This window comes from Rhodospirillaceae bacterium (assembly GCA_016712715.1).
Classification (GTDB): Bacteria; Pseudomonadota; Alphaproteobacteria; order Dongiales; family Dongiaceae; genus Dongia.
In genome coordinates, this window is record JADJQM010000002.1 from 546,357 (window position 1) to 563,640 (window position 17,284).

Sequence of the window (17,284 nt, forward strand, 5' to 3'; positions counted from 1 at the left end):
CCGTTACGCCCGGAGTCCGGCAATATTGCCGGCATAGGCGGCGGGCCCGCCCTTGAAGGTCGCCGTGCCGGCTACCAGTACATCGGCACCGGCCGCGACACAGGCCTTGGCCGTTTCGACATTGATGCCGCCATCGACCTCGAGATCGATCACGCGCCCGCCTTGGGTGGCGCTGACCTTGTCGATGCGGCGGCGGATCTCGGCGATCTTGCTGAGCGCCGAGGGGATGAAAGCCTGGCCGCCGAAGCCCGGATTGACGCTCATGACCAGGACCAGATCGAGGTCCGGCAGCAGATAATCGAGCACGTCCAAGGAGGTAGCCGGATTGAGCGACACCCCGGCCTTGACCCCGAGACTCTTGATCAACTGCACGGTGCGATGGGGATGGGGCCCCGCTTCCGGGTGGAAGGTGATGATATCGGCACCGGCCGCGGCGAACTCGGCCACGAAGGGATCGACCGGGGCGATCATCAGATGAACGTCGAAGGGAATGGCGGCATGGGGCTTCAGGGCCTTCATGACCGCGGGTCCGATGGTGATATTGGGCACGAAATGGCCGTCCATGACGTCGACATGGACATAATCGGCGCCCGCCGCCGCGATGGCGGCGATTTCCGCGCCCAGTTTTGCGAAATCGGCCGAGAGAATGGAGGGGGCTATCTTGGTTTTCTGCTGCATGCTGCCTACCTACCATCCGCCCCGCGCCGCAATCAAGGATGGGCGCCGGATCGGGCGAGGTTCCTGCGCCTGAAATCACCCGACATGGGGCATTTGCCCTCCTTTGCCCGATCCGATATTGCTGGGCGCCAGAATTCCAAGGAAGCCAGTACCGATGGCCAGCCCACATCACAGGTCCAGCCCCGCCCCGTCGGGCGATTCCACCCCCCATACCCAGATGCAGGCGCTCCGGACCCTGCTGCCGCATCTGTGGCCCAAGGGGCAGTGGGATCTGCGCGGCCGCGTCATCCTGTCGGTCCTGTGCCTGGTCATCGCCAAGGTGGCCAATGTCTATGTGCCGATCCTGTTCAAGCACATGGTCGATGCCCTGGGGCCGCAGATCGGCACCGCCGGTGCCACGGCCGCGACGGTGGCCGGCGTGTCGATCGGGCTGCTGCTGGCCTATGGGCTCGCGCGCGTCATCAGCCAGGCTTTCGCCGAATTCCGCGACGGCATCTTCGCCAAGGTGGCGCAGCGCTCGATCCGCGCCGTGGCGCTCAACACCTTCCGGCATCTCCATGCCCTGTCACTGAAGTTTCATCTGGAACGCCAGACCGGCGGCCTCAACCGCGCCATCGAGCGCGGCGCCAAGGGCATCGAGTTCCTGCTGTTCTTCATCCTGTTCAACGTGCTGCCGACGCTCATCGAGATCGGCATGGTCTGCGTCATCCTGTGGACGCTCTATGACTGGACCTATGCCGCGGTCACCTTCGCCACCATCGTCGTCTATATCTGGTATTCGCTGTCGATCACCGAATGGCGCATCAAGTTCCGCCGTGACATGAACGAAAGCGACCAATCCGCCAACACCAAGGCGGTGGACAGCTTGCTGAACTACGAGACGGTCAAGTATTTCAGCAATGAAGAACATGAGGCGCGGCGCTATGACGTGGCGCTGCAGGCCTATGAAGTGGCGGCGGTGAAAAGCCGCACCTCGCTGGCGCTCCTCAATGTCGGCCAGGCCTTCATCATCGCGACCGGTCTTGTCCTGATGATGGGCATGGCGGCGCATGGCGCGGCGGTCGGAAAGATGACCGTGGGCGATTTCGTGCTGGTCAACGCCTATCTCATCCAGCTCTACCTGCCCTTGAATTTCCTCGGCTTCGTCTACCGCGAAATCCGCCAGTCGCTCATCGACATGGAAGCGATGTTCGCCCTGCTGCGCGTCGATATCGAAATCGCCGACAAGCCGGGCGCGCAACCCTTGAAAGTCACCGCCGGCGAGATCCGCTTCGACAATGTCGATTTCGGCTATGACCCGCGCCGGCCGATCTTGAAAGGCGTCAGCTTCACGGTGCCGACCGGGCACAAGCTGGCCATCGTCGGTCCATCGGGCGCCGGCAAATCGACGTTGTCGCGCCTGCTGTTCCGTTTCTACGATGTCGGCGCCGGCCGCATCCTCATCGACGAGCAGGACATCCGCGACGTGACGCAGACATCCTTGCGCGCCGCCATCGGCATCGTGCCGCAGGATACCGTGCTGTTCAACGACACGGTCGCCTACAACATCGCCTATGGCAAGCCCGGCTCATCGCAGCAACAGATCGAGCAGGCAGCCGATCTCGCGCATATCCACGATTTCGTGAAAGGCCTGCCGGACGGATACGACACCAAGGTGGGCGAACGCGGCCTCAAACTCTCAGGCGGCGAGAAGCAGCGCGTCGCGATCGCCCGCACGATCCTCAAGGACCCGCCGATCCTGCTGTTCGACGAGGCGACCTCAGCCCTGGATTCCCATACCGAACGCGAGATCCAGGACAATCTTTCCGAAGTGGCGCGCAACCACACCACGCTGGTGATCGCCCATCGCCTGTCCACCATCATCGATGCCGACGAGATCATCGTGCTGGAGGACGGACGCATCGTCGAACGCGGCCGCCATGACGATCTGCTGGCAGCCGCCGGGCAGTATGCCGCCATGTGGCGCAGGCAACAGGAAGCCGCGCAGCGTGAAGTCATGGCGGGGGAATTGCTGGGCGAAAGCGAGGGCGGTAAGGTTCCCGCATGAGCACGGCGAAGGAGACAGCGACAGCCGATCACGCCGCCAAGGTCATGGCCGGCGACCGGCGGGCACTCGCCCGCGCCATCACGCTGATTGAATCAACCAGGCCCGACCATCGCCGCCAGGCGGAAGCCCTGCTGGAACGTTTGCTGCCCAAGAGCGGCAAGAGCCTGCGCATCGGCATTTCCGGCCCGCCCGGTGTCGGCAAATCGACCTTCATCGAAGCCTTCGGGCAATATGCGATTGAACAGGGGAAGCGCCTCGCCGTGCTGGCGGTCGATCCATCCTCGCGGCTCTCCGGCGGCTCCATCCTCGGCGACAAGACCCGCATGGAGGAATTGTCCCGGGCGCCGGAAGCCTTCATCCGCCCCTCGCCCGCCGGCCTCACCTTGGGCGGGGTCGCCAGGCGGACGCGGGAAGCCTTGCTGGTCTGCGAGGCGGCCGGCTTCGACCTCATCTTCGTCGAGACGGTCGGTGTCGGCCAGTCGGAGACGGCGGTGGCCGAGATGGTCGATCTCTTTCTGCTGCTGCTGCTGCCCGGTGGCGGCGACGATCTCCAGGGCATCAAGCGCGGCATCATGGAACTCGCCGACCTCATCGTGGTCAACAAGGCCGATGGCGATCTCAAAACGGCGGCCGAGCGCAGTGCCGCCGATGTCGCCAATGCCATGGGATTGATGCAGCCCCGCCACAAGGCCTGGCGCCCAGAGGTGCTGCGCTGTTCCGCCCTCAAAAAGACCGGCATCAGTGAAATCTGGACGCGCACAGGGGCCTTTGCGGCGGCCCTCACCAAGTCGGGTGAGCTCAAATCCCGCCGTCGTGACCAGGCCAAGGCCTGGCTGTGGCATGAACTTTCCGACAGCCTGATGGATGCCCTGAAAGCCGACCCGGCGGTCGCCGCGCATCTTGAGCAGCTGGAGGCCAAGGTCGCCGCGGGCAAGATGGCACCGGCGAGCGCCGCACGGGTACTTCTGACGGAGTTCCTGCACATCTGACCTATTTTGGTCCTTTATTCCCGGCGAAACGCCTGAAATAGGATCAGATTAACTATTTATTATAATCCACAGAATAAATTCCCCCGAAATCGCACAAGTGTTTGATTGGGTCGCGCCGTGATCGGGGCGCCCCAGCAGACGCTCCCATGACCGGTCGGCGCCCATTTGACAGCGCTGGCATAGCTAGTTGATCGAGGGATGAGATGAGGAAGTCGTTCGGAATTGCCGCCAAGCTGGCGCTCGCTATTTCGCTGTTCGCTGCGCCGGTCGGATTCACGATTTACAAGCTCTACAAGTCGCAGCAGGTCGCGATCGATTTCGGCGACAAGGAAGCGCAGGGCAACAGCTATCTGGGCATTCTGCGCCAGGCCCATGGCGATCTGCTCGCCGGCGCCGACAAGGCCGGCATCGCCAGCGCCATCGCCACAGCCGAGGCGAATTTCGGCGATGAGATGTTCTCGACCGAACTGGCCCAGGCGGCGGAGGCGACGCTGCAATCCGGGACGGTCCCTGAGGCCGCCGCTGCGATCCGCGCGCTCATCGTGCAGGTCGGCGACAAGTCCAATCTCATCCTCGATCCCGACCTCGACAGCTATTATGTGATGGATCTGGTGCTGCTCAAAGTGCCGGACCTCATGGACCGCGTCACCGAGGTCGCGAATTATGCCCGCGATCATCAGCAGGCCACCGGTGGCGGCAGCTACACAATCACCGATGTCGCCGAGTTCCTGAAGCTCGACGGCGGTTTCAACACCGTGGTCGCCGGCGCCGCCGGCTCGATGGATTCCGCCTATAAGGGCAGCAAGGATAACGGCTTCGGCTTGGCCGATATTCTCCCGGACCGCCTGGGGAAGAGCTATGAGGCGATGAACAACGCGCTCGCCGCCTTCACCGCCTCCTATATCAACAGCGAGCTGGCCGGTGGCACGGAGAAGCTCGACATCGCGGCCATCGCGGCGGCTGAGACATCGGGGCGCGACGCCGTCGAGGCTTTCGGCGATGCCAATGACGCCGCCCTCGACGAATTGCTGGCCGCCCGCGTCAACAGCTTCTGGGCGGATCGCTTTCTGACCTTCAGCATCACCTTCGTGCTGTTCGTGCTGGCCATTGTGGGCACGATCTATTTCATCCGCCGCTCGGTGACGCGGCCGGTCAACGATCTGGCCGGCCTCATGGAGCAACTGGCCGAGGACCGCACGGATCTGACCGTGGGCTTGACGGCGCGGGGTGACGAGCTCGGCCGCATGGCGCGGACGGTGGAGACGTTCCGCCAGGGCATCGCGCGCCGCCTGGAGCTGGAAGCCGCCGCACAAGCCGAAGCCCAGCGCCGCGAGACGCAATTGCGTGACATTCAGGCGCTGTGCAAGGAGTTCGATCAGGCCTTCGTCGGCGCCGTGGGATCGATGATCGGCAGTGCGGGCGATCTGGAACAGCAATCCGAGGTCATGCGGTCGGCCGCCCAGACATCGGGCCGCCATTCGGAGAGCGTCTCGCGCCTGGCCTCGATCGCCGCCGGCAATGCCCAGTCCATCGCCAGCGCCATCACCGAGATGTCGGCCTCGATCTCCGAGATCGGCCGGCAAGCCGAGACGGCGACGCAAACGGCCGAGACAGCCGTCGCGCGCGCCAGCGACATCGGGCGCATCGTCAATGGCCTCACTGAAGTGGCCGGCAACGTCGCGGGCGTGCTGGGCCTCATCCGCGATATCGCCGGCAAGACCAACCTCCTCGCCCTCAACGCCACGATCGAGGCGGCGCGGGCCGGCGAGGCCGGGCGCGGCTTCAACGTGGTGGCGACCGAGGTCAAGAGCCTTGCCAAGCAGACCACCGACGCCACCGCCGAGATCGAGGCCCAGATCGCCGGGGTGCAGCGCACGGCGCAGGAGGCGGCCGCCGCCATTTCCGAAATCACCTCGGTCATCAACGGCATGAACGAATCGACCGGCGCCATCTTCGCCGCCGTCACCCAGCAATCCGCCGCCACCCAGGAAATCGTCCGCAACGTCACCGAGGCGACCGCCAAGACCCAGGAAGTGGCCAGTGTGATCGGCGAAGTGAAAACCGCCGCCAACACGACCGGCGAACGGTCGGACCGGGTCCTGGAAGTGGCCGGGTCCGTGAACGGCCAGGCGGGATCGCTGAAATCGGTGGTGGAGCAGTTCCTGGGGCAGTTGATCAGCACCGCGGGGCAAGGCAAGCAGGCCACGGGGCAAAGACGCGTGGCCTAGGAGTATCCGGCCTAGGGACGCTGCTTTGCGACCTCGTCGCGGAGCCAGTGGCGGAGCTGTGCCAGGGCCGGCCGCCGCGCCACCGGGCCCCGCCAATGCAGGCGGTATTCGCCGAACGAGGCCGATGGCAGATCGAACGGCCGCACCAATTGCCCCTGCGCCAGCAGATCGCTGACAAAGCGCCGCTCGGCAAAGGCAATACCCTGCCCCGCGAGCGCTGCCTGGATTGCGCCGTCATCGATATCGAAGCGCGCTGCCCGGGAAAGCGGCAAGGGCCGCAGGTCGCACGCGGCGGCCAATGCCCGCCAGTCCCAGCCATCGGGCGTGTTGAGCAGCAAGGGCAGTTTCGCCAGCGCCGAGAGCGGCAAGGGCAGCTTGCGGCGGCCGAGCAATGATGGCGCACAGACCAGGATCGACCCGTCGAAGAACAGGCGCTCGCTGCGCGCCGTCACGGCGTCCGGCACATCGCCACCCAAGCGGTGATAGAGGATCGAGAGGTCGGCGCCTTGCTGCAGGGCGTCAGCCGTGCTGGTGACGTCGAGGTTGATTTTGAGCTGCGGCAGGGCCGCGCGGAACGCCTGATAGCGCGGCAGCAGCCAGCGCAGATAGAAGGAGGCCGAGACCTGGCAGGAGAGCGGACCGCGCGGCGCCGATTGCGGCAGGGCCTGCGCCAGGATCTCGAAGGCGCTGTCAGTGAGGCTTGCCAGGCGCTGGCCCGGTTCGGTCAACTGAACCCCCTGGGCCGCCCGCCGGAAGAGCTCGACCCCCAGCACCTCCTCCAGCAGCTTCACCTGACGGCTGATCGCGCCCGGCGAGACATTGAGTTCGGCGCCGGCGCTGGCAAAGCCCTGATGCCGTGCCGCGGCATCAAAGGCGCGCAAGCTGTTGAGCGGCGGCAGGGCCCGAGGCTCAGTTTTCCTAAGCCTAGGGATTTTTCTTTGTCGTTGCGGATCGTCGGTGGAATCGGTCATGTCGGCATCATGTCGACACAGATTGCATATGGTCAACGCAGATGAACGAGTCAACCACCGGGACAGCACCAGGCCTCGCGTCAGGCTTTGCCATCTCGCCCTTCCAGAGCACAATCATGGCGCTGGCGGCGGTGAGTGCGGGCGTCGGCATGGATCTCCTCGCCAAGACCGCCGCGATCGAGGCCAGTGCCGCGCAGGTCACCCTGCTGCGCTGGGTCTATGGCCTCCTGACCCTCATCCCCGTCCTCCTCCTGATGCGGGTCCGGCCCGGATCGGTCTGGCAGCCCATTCATCTGTGGCGGGTCCTCCTCAATCTGGTGGGGAGTTTCTGCCTCTATTATTCGCTTTCGCATCTGCCGCTCTCCGTCGTGGTGGCCGTGTTCTTCCTGGAGCCGCTGGTGGCGCTGGGCCTCGCTGCGATCTTCCTTGGCGAAGGCATCAGCCGGGCAGTGGCGCTGGGCCTGGGCCTTGCCAGCCTCGGCATCCTGCTGATGACCGGGCTGGAGGATTGGCGCCTGGATCCGGTCCTGCTGGTAGCGCTGCTGGGGGCCATCGCCTGGGGCGCCATGCTGGTGACGACCCGCTCGGTCGGCCGGCACGAACCGGTGCTGGCGCTCATGTTCTGGCTCTCCCTGCTGACCTCGCTCGCCATGACGCCCTTGGCGGTCCATGACTGGCGCCCCCTCCCCTGGGACGGGCATCTCGCCATGGTCGGGGTGGCGGTGCTGGGGACGCTCTATGGGGTGCTGGGCATCACGGTGCTGCGGCTTGCCCCGGTCCGGATCAAGGCCGCCTGCAGCTTCCTCAGCCTGCCGCTGGCGTTTCTGGCCGGATTCCTGTTCTTTGACGAACGGCCCGGTCTGGTGGCGATATCGGGCGGAATTCTGGTGATATTGGGGGTCTGGTGGGCGCTGCGCCTGCCGCCCTCGAAACCGGCCGGGACTGCGGCTTTCCAGCCGGAATCGCCTTGACGCGGAGGGGCTTAGCCCGTAAAACCCGCCCCGAGCAGGCCGGAGGTCCCTTACTTCCGGCCCCATTATTTTTCTCTAAGTGTTTGGATTAGAAGGATTCTGCCATGTCCCGGCGTTGCGATATCACTGGCAAGGGCGTGTTGAGCGGCAACAATGTCAGCCACGCCAACAACAAGACCCGCCGCCGTTTCCTGCCCAACCTGCAGGAAACCAAGCTGCTGTCGGATACGCTGGGCCAGCAGATCCGCCTGAAGCTCTCGACCGCGGCCATCCGCACGATCGAACATAATGGCGGTCTCGACGCCTATCTCATCGGCACGGCCGACAAGAACCTGCCGGACACCGCCCGTCGCCTGAAGCGCCGCATCGAAAAGGCCGGCGCCAAGACCGCCGGCAAGGCCGCTGCCTAAGCGCCTTCGGTTCCGCTGAACGTTCAAAAGGCCCGTGCGCAAGCGCGGGCCTTTTGCTTTGGGGGAGCTGGTCTGCACAGCTCAGGAGGGCTCATGTTCGATCACCTGAAATTCGGCGTCAGCGACTATGCCGCCAGCAAGGCGTTCTTTCTCCAGGCGCTCGCACCGCTGGGTCTAGAAATCGTCTCGGAAGGGACGCCCGCCTACGGCGTCGAGCTGTGCCAGAAGGGCAAGTCCACGTCATTGTGCCTGTTCCAGACCGCGGAGAAGCCGGCGCATCTGCACCTCGCCTTCGTCGCCGAGACGCGGGCCCAGGTCGACGCTTTCCATCGCGCAGGCCTGGCGGCGGGCGGCAAAGACAACGGCGCGCCCGGCCTGCGCCCGAACTACCATGCGAGCTATTATGCAGCCTTCGTCATCGGCCCGGACGGGCACAATATCGAAGTGGTTTGCCACACCTAAGGAGCAAGGCCCCCAGCGAGATGCGCGTCGGGGCCTTCTTTGCCTGACGGGCCGTGCTGGGATGCGACCGACTGAAAGCAGTTTGGCGTTGGTCAGAGCGGCTTTTTGCTGGATTTTGAGGAAGTTGGGTCGGAAACACCGTCAGGAGGAGAGCGCTGGCCATGTCCGACCTGGCGCTGCTCGCGTAGGCCAGACATGCGCCCAGCGCGGGTTGTGGCGGGGCCGGGCGGTGGCTAGATTCTCAAGGACTTAACAGCCAGCGGACCTGATCCCATGACCAAACCGGCCCCCTACCGCCTGCAGCAGACCTTGCCCGCCGACGCGCCCATCATCGCGGTGCCGATGTGCGTGAAGTATATCGATGGGCAGAACTATCACACGGTGGGCGAGAAATACCTCACCGCGCTGATCGACGGGTCCGGAGCCTATCCGCTGTCCTATCCAGCCCTTGGGGCTGCCATGCCGGTCGAGGCGCTGCTGGATCATGTCGATGGGGTGCTGTTCACCGGCAGCCCCAGCAATGTGGCGGTCGAGCATTACAATGGCGATCCCGACCGCGATGACAGCCCGCAGGATCCCGGCCGCGACGCCGTCACCCTGCCGCTGATCCGGGCCGCACTCGCGCGCGACATTCCGCTGTTCGCCATCTGCCGCGGGTTCCAGGAATTGAACGTGGCACTGGGTGGCACGCTCCACACGCGCATTCACGACCTGCCGGGCAAGCTCGATCACCGCGGGGCCGACGGTCCCTATGACGAGATCTACAAGCCGGCGCACAAGTTGCAGCTGGAGCCCGCGAGCCACTTTGCCGAAATCCTGAAGACGGATGAGACGATGATCAACTCCGTCCACTGGCAGGCGATCGACCGGCTGGGCAATGGCCTGGTCGTCGAAGGCCGCGCGCCGGATGGCGTCATCGAGGCGGTGCGTGTGCCGGGCAAGCGCTTTGCCATGGGCGTGCAATGGCATCCGGAATATCGCTGCATCGACAATCCGGATTCGATGGAGCTGTTCCGTGCCTTCGGGGCGGCAGCGCGCGCCTATGCGACAGAGCGTCGCGCCAAACGCGCGCGCAAGGCGGCCGGACAAGCGGCGTAAAGACAGCCTTCGGTCCTAGGAACGATGAAATCTCCGAGAATGCCCGCGCGGCAACGACGCGCGCATGCGCCGTTTCAGGCGTAGCAGGCGGACATTTCCGCGCGCCGAAACTTGATCATATTCATGTGATCGCGGGATTCGCGCGGCGATTCCAACCACTTCCGAGGCATGCAGCGATGCAGGACCAGAATTGCATTCTTTCAGAATCCCAGCCCTTGAATTCGGGTGTATCAACATCATCTAAGATCAATGCGAATGGCGGCAGTTGCAATGACTGACGCCAGCACCGGAAGCGGTCTCCCCCACCGTAACCGGACTCCGATAATACGGAGTGTCGAACGCCCGGTCCTCCCCTGACCGGGCGTTCATATTTTCTGCCGTCTGCATTCCCTGAAAACCTGGCCGCTGATGTGACTCCGGCGCCGCTCCGCTTTGCTCCCTCTGGTCGCGATCAGCTATACGCGCGCACAACACCGGCTGGACCACGCGCGAGTCGGCATGCGATCCCATCGGCAGCAATCGTCATCTTCTTGAAACGGAAATCCCATGCGCGTCGCCACCTGGAACATCAACTCGCTGCGGCTGCGCATCGACCTTCTGCGCCGGCTCACGGTGCAGGAAGGCCCCGATGTCATCTGCCTGCAGGAGATCAAGGTCGAAGATGGGCTGTTCCCCTTGGAGGCCGTGAAGGCGCTGGGCTATCCGCATGTCCGCTTCCACGGCATGAAGGGCTATAACGGTGTCGCGATCCTGTCCAAGATTCCGTTCCGGGTGATGGACCCGCGGGACTGGTGCATGAAGAACGATTCACGCCACGCCTATGTCGTGCTCGACGGCGATGTCGAACTCCATAATTTCTACATTCCGGCCGGCGGCGACATTCCAGATCCCGACAGCAATGTGAAGTTCGCGCACAAGCTCCAATTCCTGGATGAGCTGCGCGATCATTTCCTGGCCGGTGCCAAAGCCGGTGCGTCGAAGAGCGGCAAGGCGATCCTGGTCGGCGATCTCAACATCGCGCCGCTGGAAGAAGATGTCTGGTCGCACAAGCAGCTGCTCGACGTCGTCAGCCACACGCCGATCGAGGTCGAGAAATACAACGCCGTGCAAAAGGCCGGGAAATGGATCGATGCGGTGCGGCAAGTGACACCGGCGCCCACTAAACTGTTTTCCTGGTGGAGCTATCGCTCGGCCGACTGGACGGTCAATGACCGCGGCCGGCGGCTGGATCATGTCTGGGTGACGCCCGCCATCGCCAAGCGGGTGCGCCATGCGACGATCCTCAAGGACATGCGCGGCTGGACACAGCCCAGCGACCATGTCGCCGTCATCGTCGACATCGACTGAAAAAAAGGGATGGCCTGGTCGTTGCGAACGACCAATGCCATCCCGGCAAGTAAGGTCCCATCGTTGCTGGCGGCGTCAGACCAGCCGCAATTCCTCGTCGATCTTTTCCATCAGGAACAAGGCGACCGGCAGCCGGCCCGGCATGGTCGCGTTGTGCGCCGTGAGCTGCACCAGCGGCATCAAGCGGTCATGGGCGTCCTGCGAGGTACAGATGTAGCTGAGCGCGCAATCGCCGGCCTTGATGAAACTGTCGACCAGCTGCGCGCGTGCGCCGACCCAGTCCAGATGACGGCTGAGAGCCTGCGCTGTTTTCAGATTGTCGGCATGGTCATGAATCTGGTCGAGCAGGCTGTCGGCCACCTGCTCATAGGCTTGCGCCAGCGCGCGCAAGGTCATCATCGCATCGGCGACATCGCGTTCCACGGCCGGCTTCGACACCCGGCCTAACGCGGGCCGTTTGTTGCCGGACATGCTGGCGATGACACTTTTCGTGTCGGAACTCCTGGTGGTCTGCCTGAATTGCACGTCCATGACTGATCCCCATCTGCCTGCAGGTAATCCACTCCCGCCGTCACAGAATGGTATGGGGTTGCGAAGAACTGAAGCGAAGCCTGTGACTCTTTTTCGCCAATGACTAACTGAATTCCGACAAGTGACAGTCACTGTCTGAGTTACGTCAGGGGAGCACAACTTGTTCGCGCCACACATCGGTTTAATTGCACGGTTGCATTATAGCTGGGGTGATGGTGCTGGCTCGCAGCGCCCCCCTGATCACGCCAGACCTGGTCACGCCAGGCCTGGTCACGCCAGGCCTGATCACGCCAGGCCTGATCACGCCAGAGATGGACCAGCAACGTCACAAGGATCAGGCCACCGCCGAGCAACGTCGCGGCATCGGGACTCTCGTTGAACAGCAGCCAGACCCAAAGTGGGCCGAGCGGTGTTTCAAGTGCGCCCAACAAGGCGGCCTCGCTCGAGGCCAGAATCTGGGCGCCCCTGGCATAGCGCACGATGCCGATGCCGGATCGGACCGAACAAGGCGAGCCAGAAGATGTCCTGCGGCACCACCGCGAGGGGTGCCGCAAAGCGGGACGGCATCTGCCCATTTTCCGGATGCGGCGCAACCACCCTGTAGCCCATAATACGGGCGAAGGTTTCAGAGCCGGCCGCCAGTCTCAATGAGGGGCAAGAGGTAATGCCGTCGTGACGCAGGGAAACGCGCTCAAATTTTCACGCGCCGTGCGCGACGCGATCGACGCGCAGTGGTTCGACGTGGATGCAGTGCCGGTGCCGGTGCTGGTGGTGCCGATCAACTATCCGACCGATTGGCATATCGAGCCGCACAGCCATCGGAAGGCACAGCTCATCTATTGCAGCGCAGGCGTGATGACGGTGGAGACGGCCGAAGGCCAATGGGTGGCGCCGCCCAATCGCTGCGTCTGGGTCCCGGGCGGCATGGTGCATGAAATCCGGATCAATCAGGCAGCCGACATGCGCACGCTCTTTGTGGAGCCGGATGCGCGGCCCGGCCTGCCCACCCGGCCCTGCACGCTGGCTGTTTCACCTTTGTTGCGCGAGCTGATCCTGGCGGCGGTGATCTCCACCCCCCGTCATGCCACCCAGGCCCCGGACCCAGCGGATTTTGCGCCGGGCACGCCCAACGCCCATCTCGCCGACGTCCTGCTCGACCAGATTCTCGCCATGCCAGCCAGCGAATTGCACCTTCCCTATCCGACCGACCGGCGCCTGCTGCCGATCTGTGCAGCACTCACCGCCAATCCGGGCGACCGCCGCAGCCTGAAGGATTGGGCCGAGCGTGCCGGCACATCGGACCGCACCATCGAGCGGCTGTTCGCGCAGGAGACCGGCCTCACCTTCCATCGCTGGCGCGAGCAGATGCGGGTCTTGAAAAGCCTCACGCTGCTGGGGAATGGTCGCGCCGTGAAGAACGTGGCGCTGGAACTGGGCTTTGCCAATCCAAGCACCTTCATCACCATGTTCCGCAAGATCATGGGGGTGACGCCGGGCAGCTATCTCAAGGGCGACGAATAGCCGGTCAGGCAGCGTTGTCGCGTCGTCGCACCACCTGTTCCTCAGCGGGTTGCGCCTTCGGCTTTTCCGCCGCCGGCACAGTCACAGGTTCCGCCGTTGATTCTGGCGGGCGCGATTTCAGGGCAGGGGTGTCGCCGATCACGTCGAAATCGAAACGGGTCATGGTCAGTCTCCTCGGGTTGAGGGACCGCCTTCGATCCAGTTCGGCGATTATGTGATCCACAGGGATGGAAAAACAAAAGGCCGCCTGGTGGAAGGCGGCCCTGATGTTTTAGCGTGGATGCAATATCCCTCAGGCCGCCGGGTCGTACCAGCGGTACCAAAATCGCTGACCGAGAGTGGCGGCAGCGGTGAGGGAAAGGTTCGTGTTCATGGGCGGAGACTAGCGCCGGCGGAGGTGGCTGGCAAGTGGCCACGACCGATCCGATCCCGCCTTCAATCGTCATGGTACGCGAAGGCGTACCATGACGAGAGGGGACGGACCAAAGCGGGTCGTTCCGGCGACAGCCGGGCGAGGTGCCGCGCGGCCAAGCTTGGGTCAGGCCGACAGGGGAGGTTTCGCGATGATCCATCATGTCAAAGGCGGCTGCCTGTGCGGCGCCGTGCGTTATGAGGTGACCGGTCCCCTGCGGCCGGTGATCGCCTGCCATTGTTCGCAATGTCGGCGGGTAAGTGGCCATTTCACGGCAGCTACCGCCGCCGCGCACGAGAATATAAGCATCACGGGTGGCGAGACTCTCACCTGGTTCGTGTCGTCGGATACGGCCCGGCGCGGCTTCTGTCGCCTGTGCGGATCGAACCTGTTCTGGCAGGGCAAGGGACGGCCTTATCTCAGCATTATGGCAGGCAGCCTCGATTCCCCCACCGGCCTCAAGCTCGATCGCCACATCTTCGTCGCCGACAAGGGCGATTACTACGAGATCGCCGATGGCGTCGCCCAGTCGCTGGCGTTCGAAGGTTACGATCCGGTGCCGCCCGGCAGTTAGGCGGTGGGGGCGACAAGCCCCGGATTTTCGGCTAAACGGTCGCCATGATCGACCCGGCTCTCGATACCCTGTTTCTGCCTTTTGCGACCGGCGAGCTTGCCTGGCCGGAGAGCGGCAACATCCTGTTCCTGCGCGCGCGGATGGGAGCGGCTCTTCAGGCAGCACCCCGCGCGCGGCTGGTCTGCCGGCAGGGGTTCCTGCCCTTCGCGCAAGGATTGTCGGCCGGCCAATTTCTGGTCGATCGGGGCGCCGCGACACCCGATGGTCCGTTCCCACTGATCCTCTGCCTGCCACCGCGCCAGCGCGACGAGGCGCGGTACATTCTGGCCGATGCGGTGGCGCATGCGACGCCGGGTGGTGTGGTGGTGGCGTCGGTCGGCAACAAGGATGGCGCGCGCTCGATCGAGGCGGATCTCTCGGCCCTCACCGGCGCGGTGCAATCGCTCTCCAAGAACAAGTGCCGCGTGTTCTGGGCGCGGATCGACCAGACGAAGATTGACCAGACGCTGCTCACGGAATGGCTGGCCCTGGGCGAACCGCGCCGCATCGCTGATGCGCGGTTCCTGAGCAGGCCCGGTCTCTTCGCCTGGGACCGCATCGATGCGGGTTCCGCCTTGCTGGCGCAGAACATGCCCGCGGATCTTGCCGGCCATGGCGCGGATCTGGGCTGCGGTTTCGGATATTTGAGCGCCGAGATCCTAGCGCGCTGTCCCAAGGTGACGGCGCTCGATCTCTATGAGGCGGAGCGTGATGCCCTGCTGCTCGCCGAGCAGAATCTCGCGCCGCTGGCGGGGAAGGTGACGCTCGACTTCCTGTGGCATGACGTCACCACCGGCCTCACGCGCGCTTATGATTTCATCGTCAGCAACCCGCCTTTTCATGTGCTGAAAGCCGACCGCGCCGATCTGGGTCAGGGTTTCATCATGGCCGCGGCCAAGGCGCTGAAACCCGGCGGGCGCCTTCTGCTGGTCGCCAACCAGCATCTGCCCTATGAAGCGACATTGGGCGCGCTGTTTGCGCAGCACCGTGTCATTGCCATAGCGGATAGCTACAAGATCATCGAAGCGGTGAAAGCATCATGAAACTGGTCAAGCATCTCGCCAATCTGGGTTATGGCAGCCGCAAGGAAATGATGGCGCTGATCCGCAACGGCCGCATCACCGATGCAAGCGGCGGTGAGCTGGATGTCGACACGACGATTGCGCATAAGGACATCCGCTTTGACGGCAAGCCGCTCGACCCCGATGCCAGCGCCGTCGTCATGCTGAACAAGCCGCTGGGCTTCACCTGTTCGACCAAGGATCCCGGCCGCATCGTCTATGACATCCTGCCGATGCGGTTCCGGTTCCGGAAGCCGCCGGTTTCGCCCATCGGCCGGCTCGACCGCGACACCACCGGGCTGCTGCTGTTCACCGCCGACGGCGCCTTTCTCCACCGCGTCATCTCGCCCAGATCGAACGTGCCCAAGGTCTATGACGTGACACTCGCCCGGCCGCTCAGCGGCGAGGAGGGTGCGATCTTCAAGAGCGGCACGATGATGCTGGAGTCGGAAACCAAGCCCTTGCTGCCGGCGGAACTGGCGGTGACCGGCGAGAAGACCGCGCGCCTCACCTTGCATGAAGGGCGCTATCACCAGGTGCGCCGGATGTTCGCGGCCATCGGCAACCATGTCGATGCCCTGCACCGCTCGGCGGTGGGTGGCCTCACCCTGGGCGATCTGCCGGAGGGAGAATGGCGCGAGCTCGACTCGGATGAGGTCGCCAAGGTGATCCTGGCCTGACCGGCAAGGGGGGCGGCGGGAGCGGTGCTCCCGCCGTCTGCAAACCAGGCTCAGCCGGTCTACTGGTAGAAATAGGGATCGAGCACCCGGACTTCGGAAATCTTGCCGACCGGCAGGTTGGTCTTGCCGGCGGCGCGGCGGATCGCCTCCGGGTTGGGGCCGTCATAGATGCAATAGGATTTGTTCTTGTCGAGGGTGACATAGGAATGCACCCAGGTGACCCCGTCGTTGAGATTGGTGTCGACGACGTTGAGGCAAGCCTTGGCGCCGTCGTCATTGATGGGAACGATGAGGCCGGCGGAAAATTCGCGTTCCACGACATAGCGCGGCATGATGCATCTCCTTGTTTGAGCGCCGGGGTATTCCGGTCGGGCCAAGCTAGCGAGGTCACATCCTGGTCACATCGGGACTCCTCCCCATTTTTTCCCGAAAGAATCCGGTTCAGGTTTGCCAGGGTCGCTTGCGCAATTCTTGTTCGACATCGGCACGCGACAGGCCGAGATCCTTCAGCATGTGATTGCTGAGACTGCGCAGATGGCGGCGCTGGCGGTTGCGTTCCAGCCACAGGAGGATGCGGTCAAGCAGCGCGACCGACCAGCGGAGAAACAGCCGGGTTCCGCGTGGGCGCGGTGCAACACCAGATGTGATCGGGGGCGCGATCTGGCATTTCATGCGCCGAGCTCCAGTTCGAAGAAGACCAGCCAGTCGCGCAGGTCTTCTGTCAGGGTGTAATAGGGTTCGATGCGGCGGAAGCCGGCGCGCCCATAGAGGCGAATGGCTTCGCTCTGGCGCTTGCTGGTGTCGAGGCGCATGGCGCGGTAGCCGGCCTGCCTGGCCTCGGCGATGACGCGCGCGGTGAGCGCCCGGCCGATGCCGAGTTCGCGGAAAGCTTGCGCCACGAACATCCGCTTCATTTCGCAGATGCCGAGCCCCAGATTGCGCAATGCGACGCAGCCGGCGGGCTGGCCGTCCTGATAGGCGAGCAGCAGGGCGCCATGGGGCGGCGCATATTTGCCGGGCAGGCCGGCAAGCTCGGCTTCGAACGCGGCGTGGTCGAAATAGCGGTTGATGAGCGCTAGGTCTTCGACATGGCGCGCGCGGTGCCAGGCGACGAAATCGCGCATGAGGGTGCGGGCGTCATCGAGTTCGGTGTCGGAGGCCGCGAGAATGATGCCATCCGGCATCGGTTCGCGGTCCAAGGCAGCGCGCGCCGCCACAAAACGAGGCATGGATCTGGTCCTTGTCAGGTTGCCGGAAGAATCCGG

The 17,284-nt window shown here is 64.1% G+C and carries 20 protein-coding genes; 13 read left to right on the forward strand and 7 right to left on the reverse strand.

The features are described 5' to 3' along the window. Positions 1–3: 3 nt before the first annotated feature. On the reverse strand, positions 4–678 hold the full coding sequence (locus IPK59_13315) for a ribulose-phosphate 3-epimerase (GenBank protein ID MBK8159694.1): 675 nt from the start codon (positions 676–678) through the stop codon (positions 4–6). Between the two features lie 217 nt (positions 679–895). On the opposite strand from IPK59_13315, the gene IPK59_13320 reads away from it, so the two are divergent. The 3 genes from IPK59_13320 to IPK59_13330 all read left to right on the forward strand — a co-directional run bounded on the left by IPK59_13320 (position 896) and on the right by IPK59_13330 (position 5,942). Further along, positions 896–2,725 carry an ABC transporter ATP-binding protein/permease gene (locus tag IPK59_13320; protein ID MBK8159695.1) on the forward strand — a complete coding sequence of 610 codons (1,830 nt, stop codon included), beginning with the start codon at positions 896–898 and terminating at the stop codon, positions 2,723–2,725. After that, positions 2,722–3,714 (forward strand): methylmalonyl Co-A mutase-associated GTPase MeaB, encoded by a 993-nt coding sequence (gene meaB, locus IPK59_13325; GenBank protein ID MBK8159696.1) that lies wholly within the window; start codon positions 2,722–2,724, stop codon positions 3,712–3,714. The genes IPK59_13320 and meaB overlap by 4 nt, the downstream gene beginning before the upstream one ends. Positions 3,715–3,917: 203 nt before the next feature. After that, positions 3,918–5,942, forward strand: a complete 2,025-nt coding sequence (locus IPK59_13330) for a HAMP domain-containing protein (GenBank protein ID MBK8159697.1) — start codon at positions 3,918–3,920, stop codon at positions 5,940–5,942. Between the two features lie 11 nt (positions 5,943–5,953). Here IPK59_13330 and IPK59_13335 read toward each other — a convergent pair whose 3' ends face one another. Continuing rightward, on the reverse strand, positions 5,954–6,913 hold the full coding sequence (locus tag IPK59_13335; protein ID MBK8159698.1) for a LysR family transcriptional regulator: 960 nt from the start codon (positions 6,911–6,913) through the stop codon (positions 5,954–5,956). Between the two features lie 41 nt (positions 6,914–6,954). Between IPK59_13335 and IPK59_13340 the strand changes: the two genes are divergently transcribed. The 5 genes from IPK59_13340 to IPK59_13360 all read left to right on the forward strand — a co-directional run bounded on the left by IPK59_13340 (position 6,955) and on the right by IPK59_13360 (position 11,201). Beyond that, the gene (locus IPK59_13340; GenBank protein MBK8159699.1) at positions 6,955–7,884 is read left to right on the forward strand and encodes a DMT family transporter; all 930 of its coding nucleotides are present in this window, start codon (positions 6,955–6,957) and stop codon (positions 7,882–7,884) included. A 104-nt stretch (positions 7,885–7,988) separates the two neighbouring features. Then, positions 7,989–8,294 carry a 50S ribosomal protein L28 gene (rpmB, locus tag IPK59_13345; protein MBK8159700.1) on the forward strand — a complete coding sequence of 102 codons (306 nt, stop codon included), beginning with the start codon at positions 7,989–7,991 and terminating at the stop codon, positions 8,292–8,294. Between the two features lie 93 nt (positions 8,295–8,387). After that, a complete protein-coding gene (locus IPK59_13350) occupies positions 8,388–8,756 on the forward strand; it encodes a VOC family protein (protein ID MBK8159701.1) in 369 nt (122 codons plus the stop codon). A 273-nt stretch (positions 8,757–9,029) separates the two neighbouring features. Beyond that, positions 9,030–9,854 (forward strand): gamma-glutamyl-gamma-aminobutyrate hydrolase family protein, encoded by an 825-nt coding sequence (locus IPK59_13355; GenBank protein ID MBK8159702.1) that lies wholly within the window; start codon positions 9,030–9,032, stop codon positions 9,852–9,854. Positions 9,855–10,400: 546 nt separating this feature from the next. Next, on the forward strand, positions 10,401–11,201 hold the full coding sequence (locus tag IPK59_13360; protein MBK8159703.1) for an endonuclease/exonuclease/phosphatase family protein: 801 nt from the start codon (positions 10,401–10,403) through the stop codon (positions 11,199–11,201). Positions 11,202–11,276: 75 nt separating this feature from the next. On the opposite strand, the gene IPK59_13365 is transcribed toward IPK59_13360, so the two are convergent. Beyond that, positions 11,277–11,732, reverse strand: a complete 456-nt coding sequence (locus tag IPK59_13365; GenBank protein MBK8159704.1) for a hypothetical protein — start codon at positions 11,730–11,732, stop codon at positions 11,277–11,279. A gap of 212 nt (positions 11,733–11,944) precedes the next feature. On the opposite strand from IPK59_13365, the gene IPK59_13370 reads away from it, so the two are divergent. Beyond that, the gene (locus IPK59_13370; GenBank protein ID MBK8159705.1) at positions 11,945–12,343 is read left to right on the forward strand and encodes a hypothetical protein; all 399 of its coding nucleotides are present in this window, start codon (positions 11,945–11,947) and stop codon (positions 12,341–12,343) included. A gap of 61 nt (positions 12,344–12,404) precedes the next feature. Further along, a complete protein-coding gene (locus tag IPK59_13375; GenBank protein MBK8159706.1) occupies positions 12,405–13,253 on the forward strand; it encodes a helix-turn-helix transcriptional regulator in 849 nt (282 codons plus the stop codon). A 4-nt stretch (positions 13,254–13,257) separates the two neighbouring features. Here IPK59_13375 and IPK59_13380 read toward each other — a convergent pair whose 3' ends face one another. Next, a complete protein-coding gene (locus IPK59_13380) occupies positions 13,258–13,416 on the reverse strand; it encodes a hypothetical protein (GenBank protein ID MBK8159707.1) in 159 nt (52 codons plus the stop codon). Between the two features lie 400 nt (positions 13,417–13,816). On the opposite strand from IPK59_13380, the gene IPK59_13385 reads away from it, so the two are divergent. The 3 genes from IPK59_13385 to IPK59_13395 are packed head-to-tail and all read left to right on the forward strand — an operon-like array spanning position 13,817 to position 16,019. Continuing rightward, a complete protein-coding gene (locus tag IPK59_13385; GenBank protein ID MBK8159708.1) occupies positions 13,817–14,239 on the forward strand; it encodes a GFA family protein in 423 nt (140 codons plus the stop codon). Positions 14,240–14,283: 44 nt separating this feature from the next. Then, entirely contained in the window at positions 14,284–15,321 is a 1,038-nt protein-coding gene (locus IPK59_13390; GenBank protein MBK8159709.1) for a class I SAM-dependent methyltransferase, read from the forward strand. Further along, a complete protein-coding gene (locus IPK59_13395; GenBank protein MBK8159710.1) occupies positions 15,318–16,019 on the forward strand; it encodes an rRNA pseudouridine synthase in 702 nt (233 codons plus the stop codon). The genes IPK59_13390 and IPK59_13395 overlap by 4 nt, the downstream gene beginning before the upstream one ends. Positions 16,020–16,078: 59 nt before the next feature. Here IPK59_13395 and IPK59_13400 read toward each other — a convergent pair whose 3' ends face one another. The 3 genes from IPK59_13400 to IPK59_13410 form a co-directional block, all read right to left on the reverse strand. After that, positions 16,079–16,351, reverse strand: coding sequence for a DUF4242 domain-containing protein (locus IPK59_13400; protein MBK8159711.1), 273 nt, complete (start codon positions 16,349–16,351; stop codon positions 16,079–16,081). A gap of 109 nt (positions 16,352–16,460) precedes the next feature. After that, a complete protein-coding gene (locus IPK59_13405; protein MBK8159712.1) occupies positions 16,461–16,691 on the reverse strand; it encodes a DUF1127 domain-containing protein in 231 nt (76 codons plus the stop codon). Then, a complete protein-coding gene (locus IPK59_13410; protein MBK8159713.1) occupies positions 16,688–17,203 on the reverse strand; it encodes a GNAT family N-acetyltransferase in 516 nt (171 codons plus the stop codon). Before IPK59_13410 ends, IPK59_13405 begins: the two co-directional genes overlap by 4 nt. Between the last annotated feature and the right edge of the window lie 81 nt (positions 17,204–17,284).

What these genes read in the sequence shown, in the direction of transcription:
- IPK59_13350 (MBK8159701.1), top strand. Translation starts at nt 8,388, where the DNA reads ATGTTCGATCACCTGAAATTCGGCGTCAGCGACTATGCCGCCAGCAAG.
- IPK59_13380 (MBK8159707.1), bottom strand. Translation starts at nt 13,416, where the DNA reads ATGACCCGTTTCGATTTCGACGTGATCGGCGACACCCCTGCCCTGAAA.
- meaB (MBK8159696.1), top strand. Translation starts at nt 2,722, where the DNA reads ATGAGCACGGCGAAGGAGACAGCGACAGCCGATCACGCCGCCAAGGTC.
- IPK59_13340 (MBK8159699.1), top strand. Translation starts at nt 6,955, where the DNA reads ATGAACGAGTCAACCACCGGGACAGCACCAGGCCTCGCGTCAGGCTTT.
- IPK59_13355 (MBK8159702.1), top strand. Translation starts at nt 9,030, where the DNA reads ATGACCAAACCGGCCCCCTACCGCCTGCAGCAGACCTTGCCCGCCGAC.
- IPK59_13400 (MBK8159711.1), bottom strand. Translation starts at nt 16,351, where the DNA reads ATGCCGCGCTATGTCGTGGAACGCGAATTTTCCGCCGGCCTCATCGTT.
- IPK59_13395 (MBK8159710.1), top strand. Translation starts at nt 15,318, where the DNA reads ATGAAACTGGTCAAGCATCTCGCCAATCTGGGTTATGGCAGCCGCAAG.
- IPK59_13335 (MBK8159698.1), bottom strand. Translation starts at nt 6,913, where the DNA reads ATGACCGATTCCACCGACGATCCGCAACGACAAAGAAAAATCCCTAGG.
- IPK59_13410 (MBK8159713.1), bottom strand. Translation starts at nt 17,203, where the DNA reads ATGCCGGATGGCATCATTCTCGCGGCCTCCGACACCGAACTCGATGAC.
- IPK59_13365 (MBK8159704.1), bottom strand. Translation starts at nt 11,732, where the DNA reads ATGGACGTGCAATTCAGGCAGACCACCAGGAGTTCCGACACGAAAAGT.
- IPK59_13370 (MBK8159705.1), top strand. Translation starts at nt 11,945, where the DNA reads ATGGTGCTGGCTCGCAGCGCCCCCCTGATCACGCCAGACCTGGTCACG.
- IPK59_13390 (MBK8159709.1), top strand. Translation starts at nt 14,284, where the DNA reads ATGATCGACCCGGCTCTCGATACCCTGTTTCTGCCTTTTGCGACCGGC.
- IPK59_13360 (MBK8159703.1), top strand. Translation starts at nt 10,401, where the DNA reads ATGCGCGTCGCCACCTGGAACATCAACTCGCTGCGGCTGCGCATCGAC.
- IPK59_13315 (MBK8159694.1), bottom strand. Translation starts at nt 678, where the DNA reads ATGCAGCAGAAAACCAAGATAGCCCCCTCCATTCTCTCGGCCGATTTC.
- IPK59_13385 (MBK8159708.1), top strand. Translation starts at nt 13,817, where the DNA reads ATGATCCATCATGTCAAAGGCGGCTGCCTGTGCGGCGCCGTGCGTTAT.
- IPK59_13330 (MBK8159697.1), top strand. Translation starts at nt 3,918, where the DNA reads ATGAGGAAGTCGTTCGGAATTGCCGCCAAGCTGGCGCTCGCTATTTCG.
- IPK59_13320 (MBK8159695.1), top strand. Translation starts at nt 896, where the DNA reads ATGCAGGCGCTCCGGACCCTGCTGCCGCATCTGTGGCCCAAGGGGCAG.
- IPK59_13405 (MBK8159712.1), bottom strand. Translation starts at nt 16,691, where the DNA reads ATGAAATGCCAGATCGCGCCCCCGATCACATCTGGTGTTGCACCGCGC.
- rpmB (MBK8159700.1), top strand. Translation starts at nt 7,989, where the DNA reads ATGTCCCGGCGTTGCGATATCACTGGCAAGGGCGTGTTGAGCGGCAAC.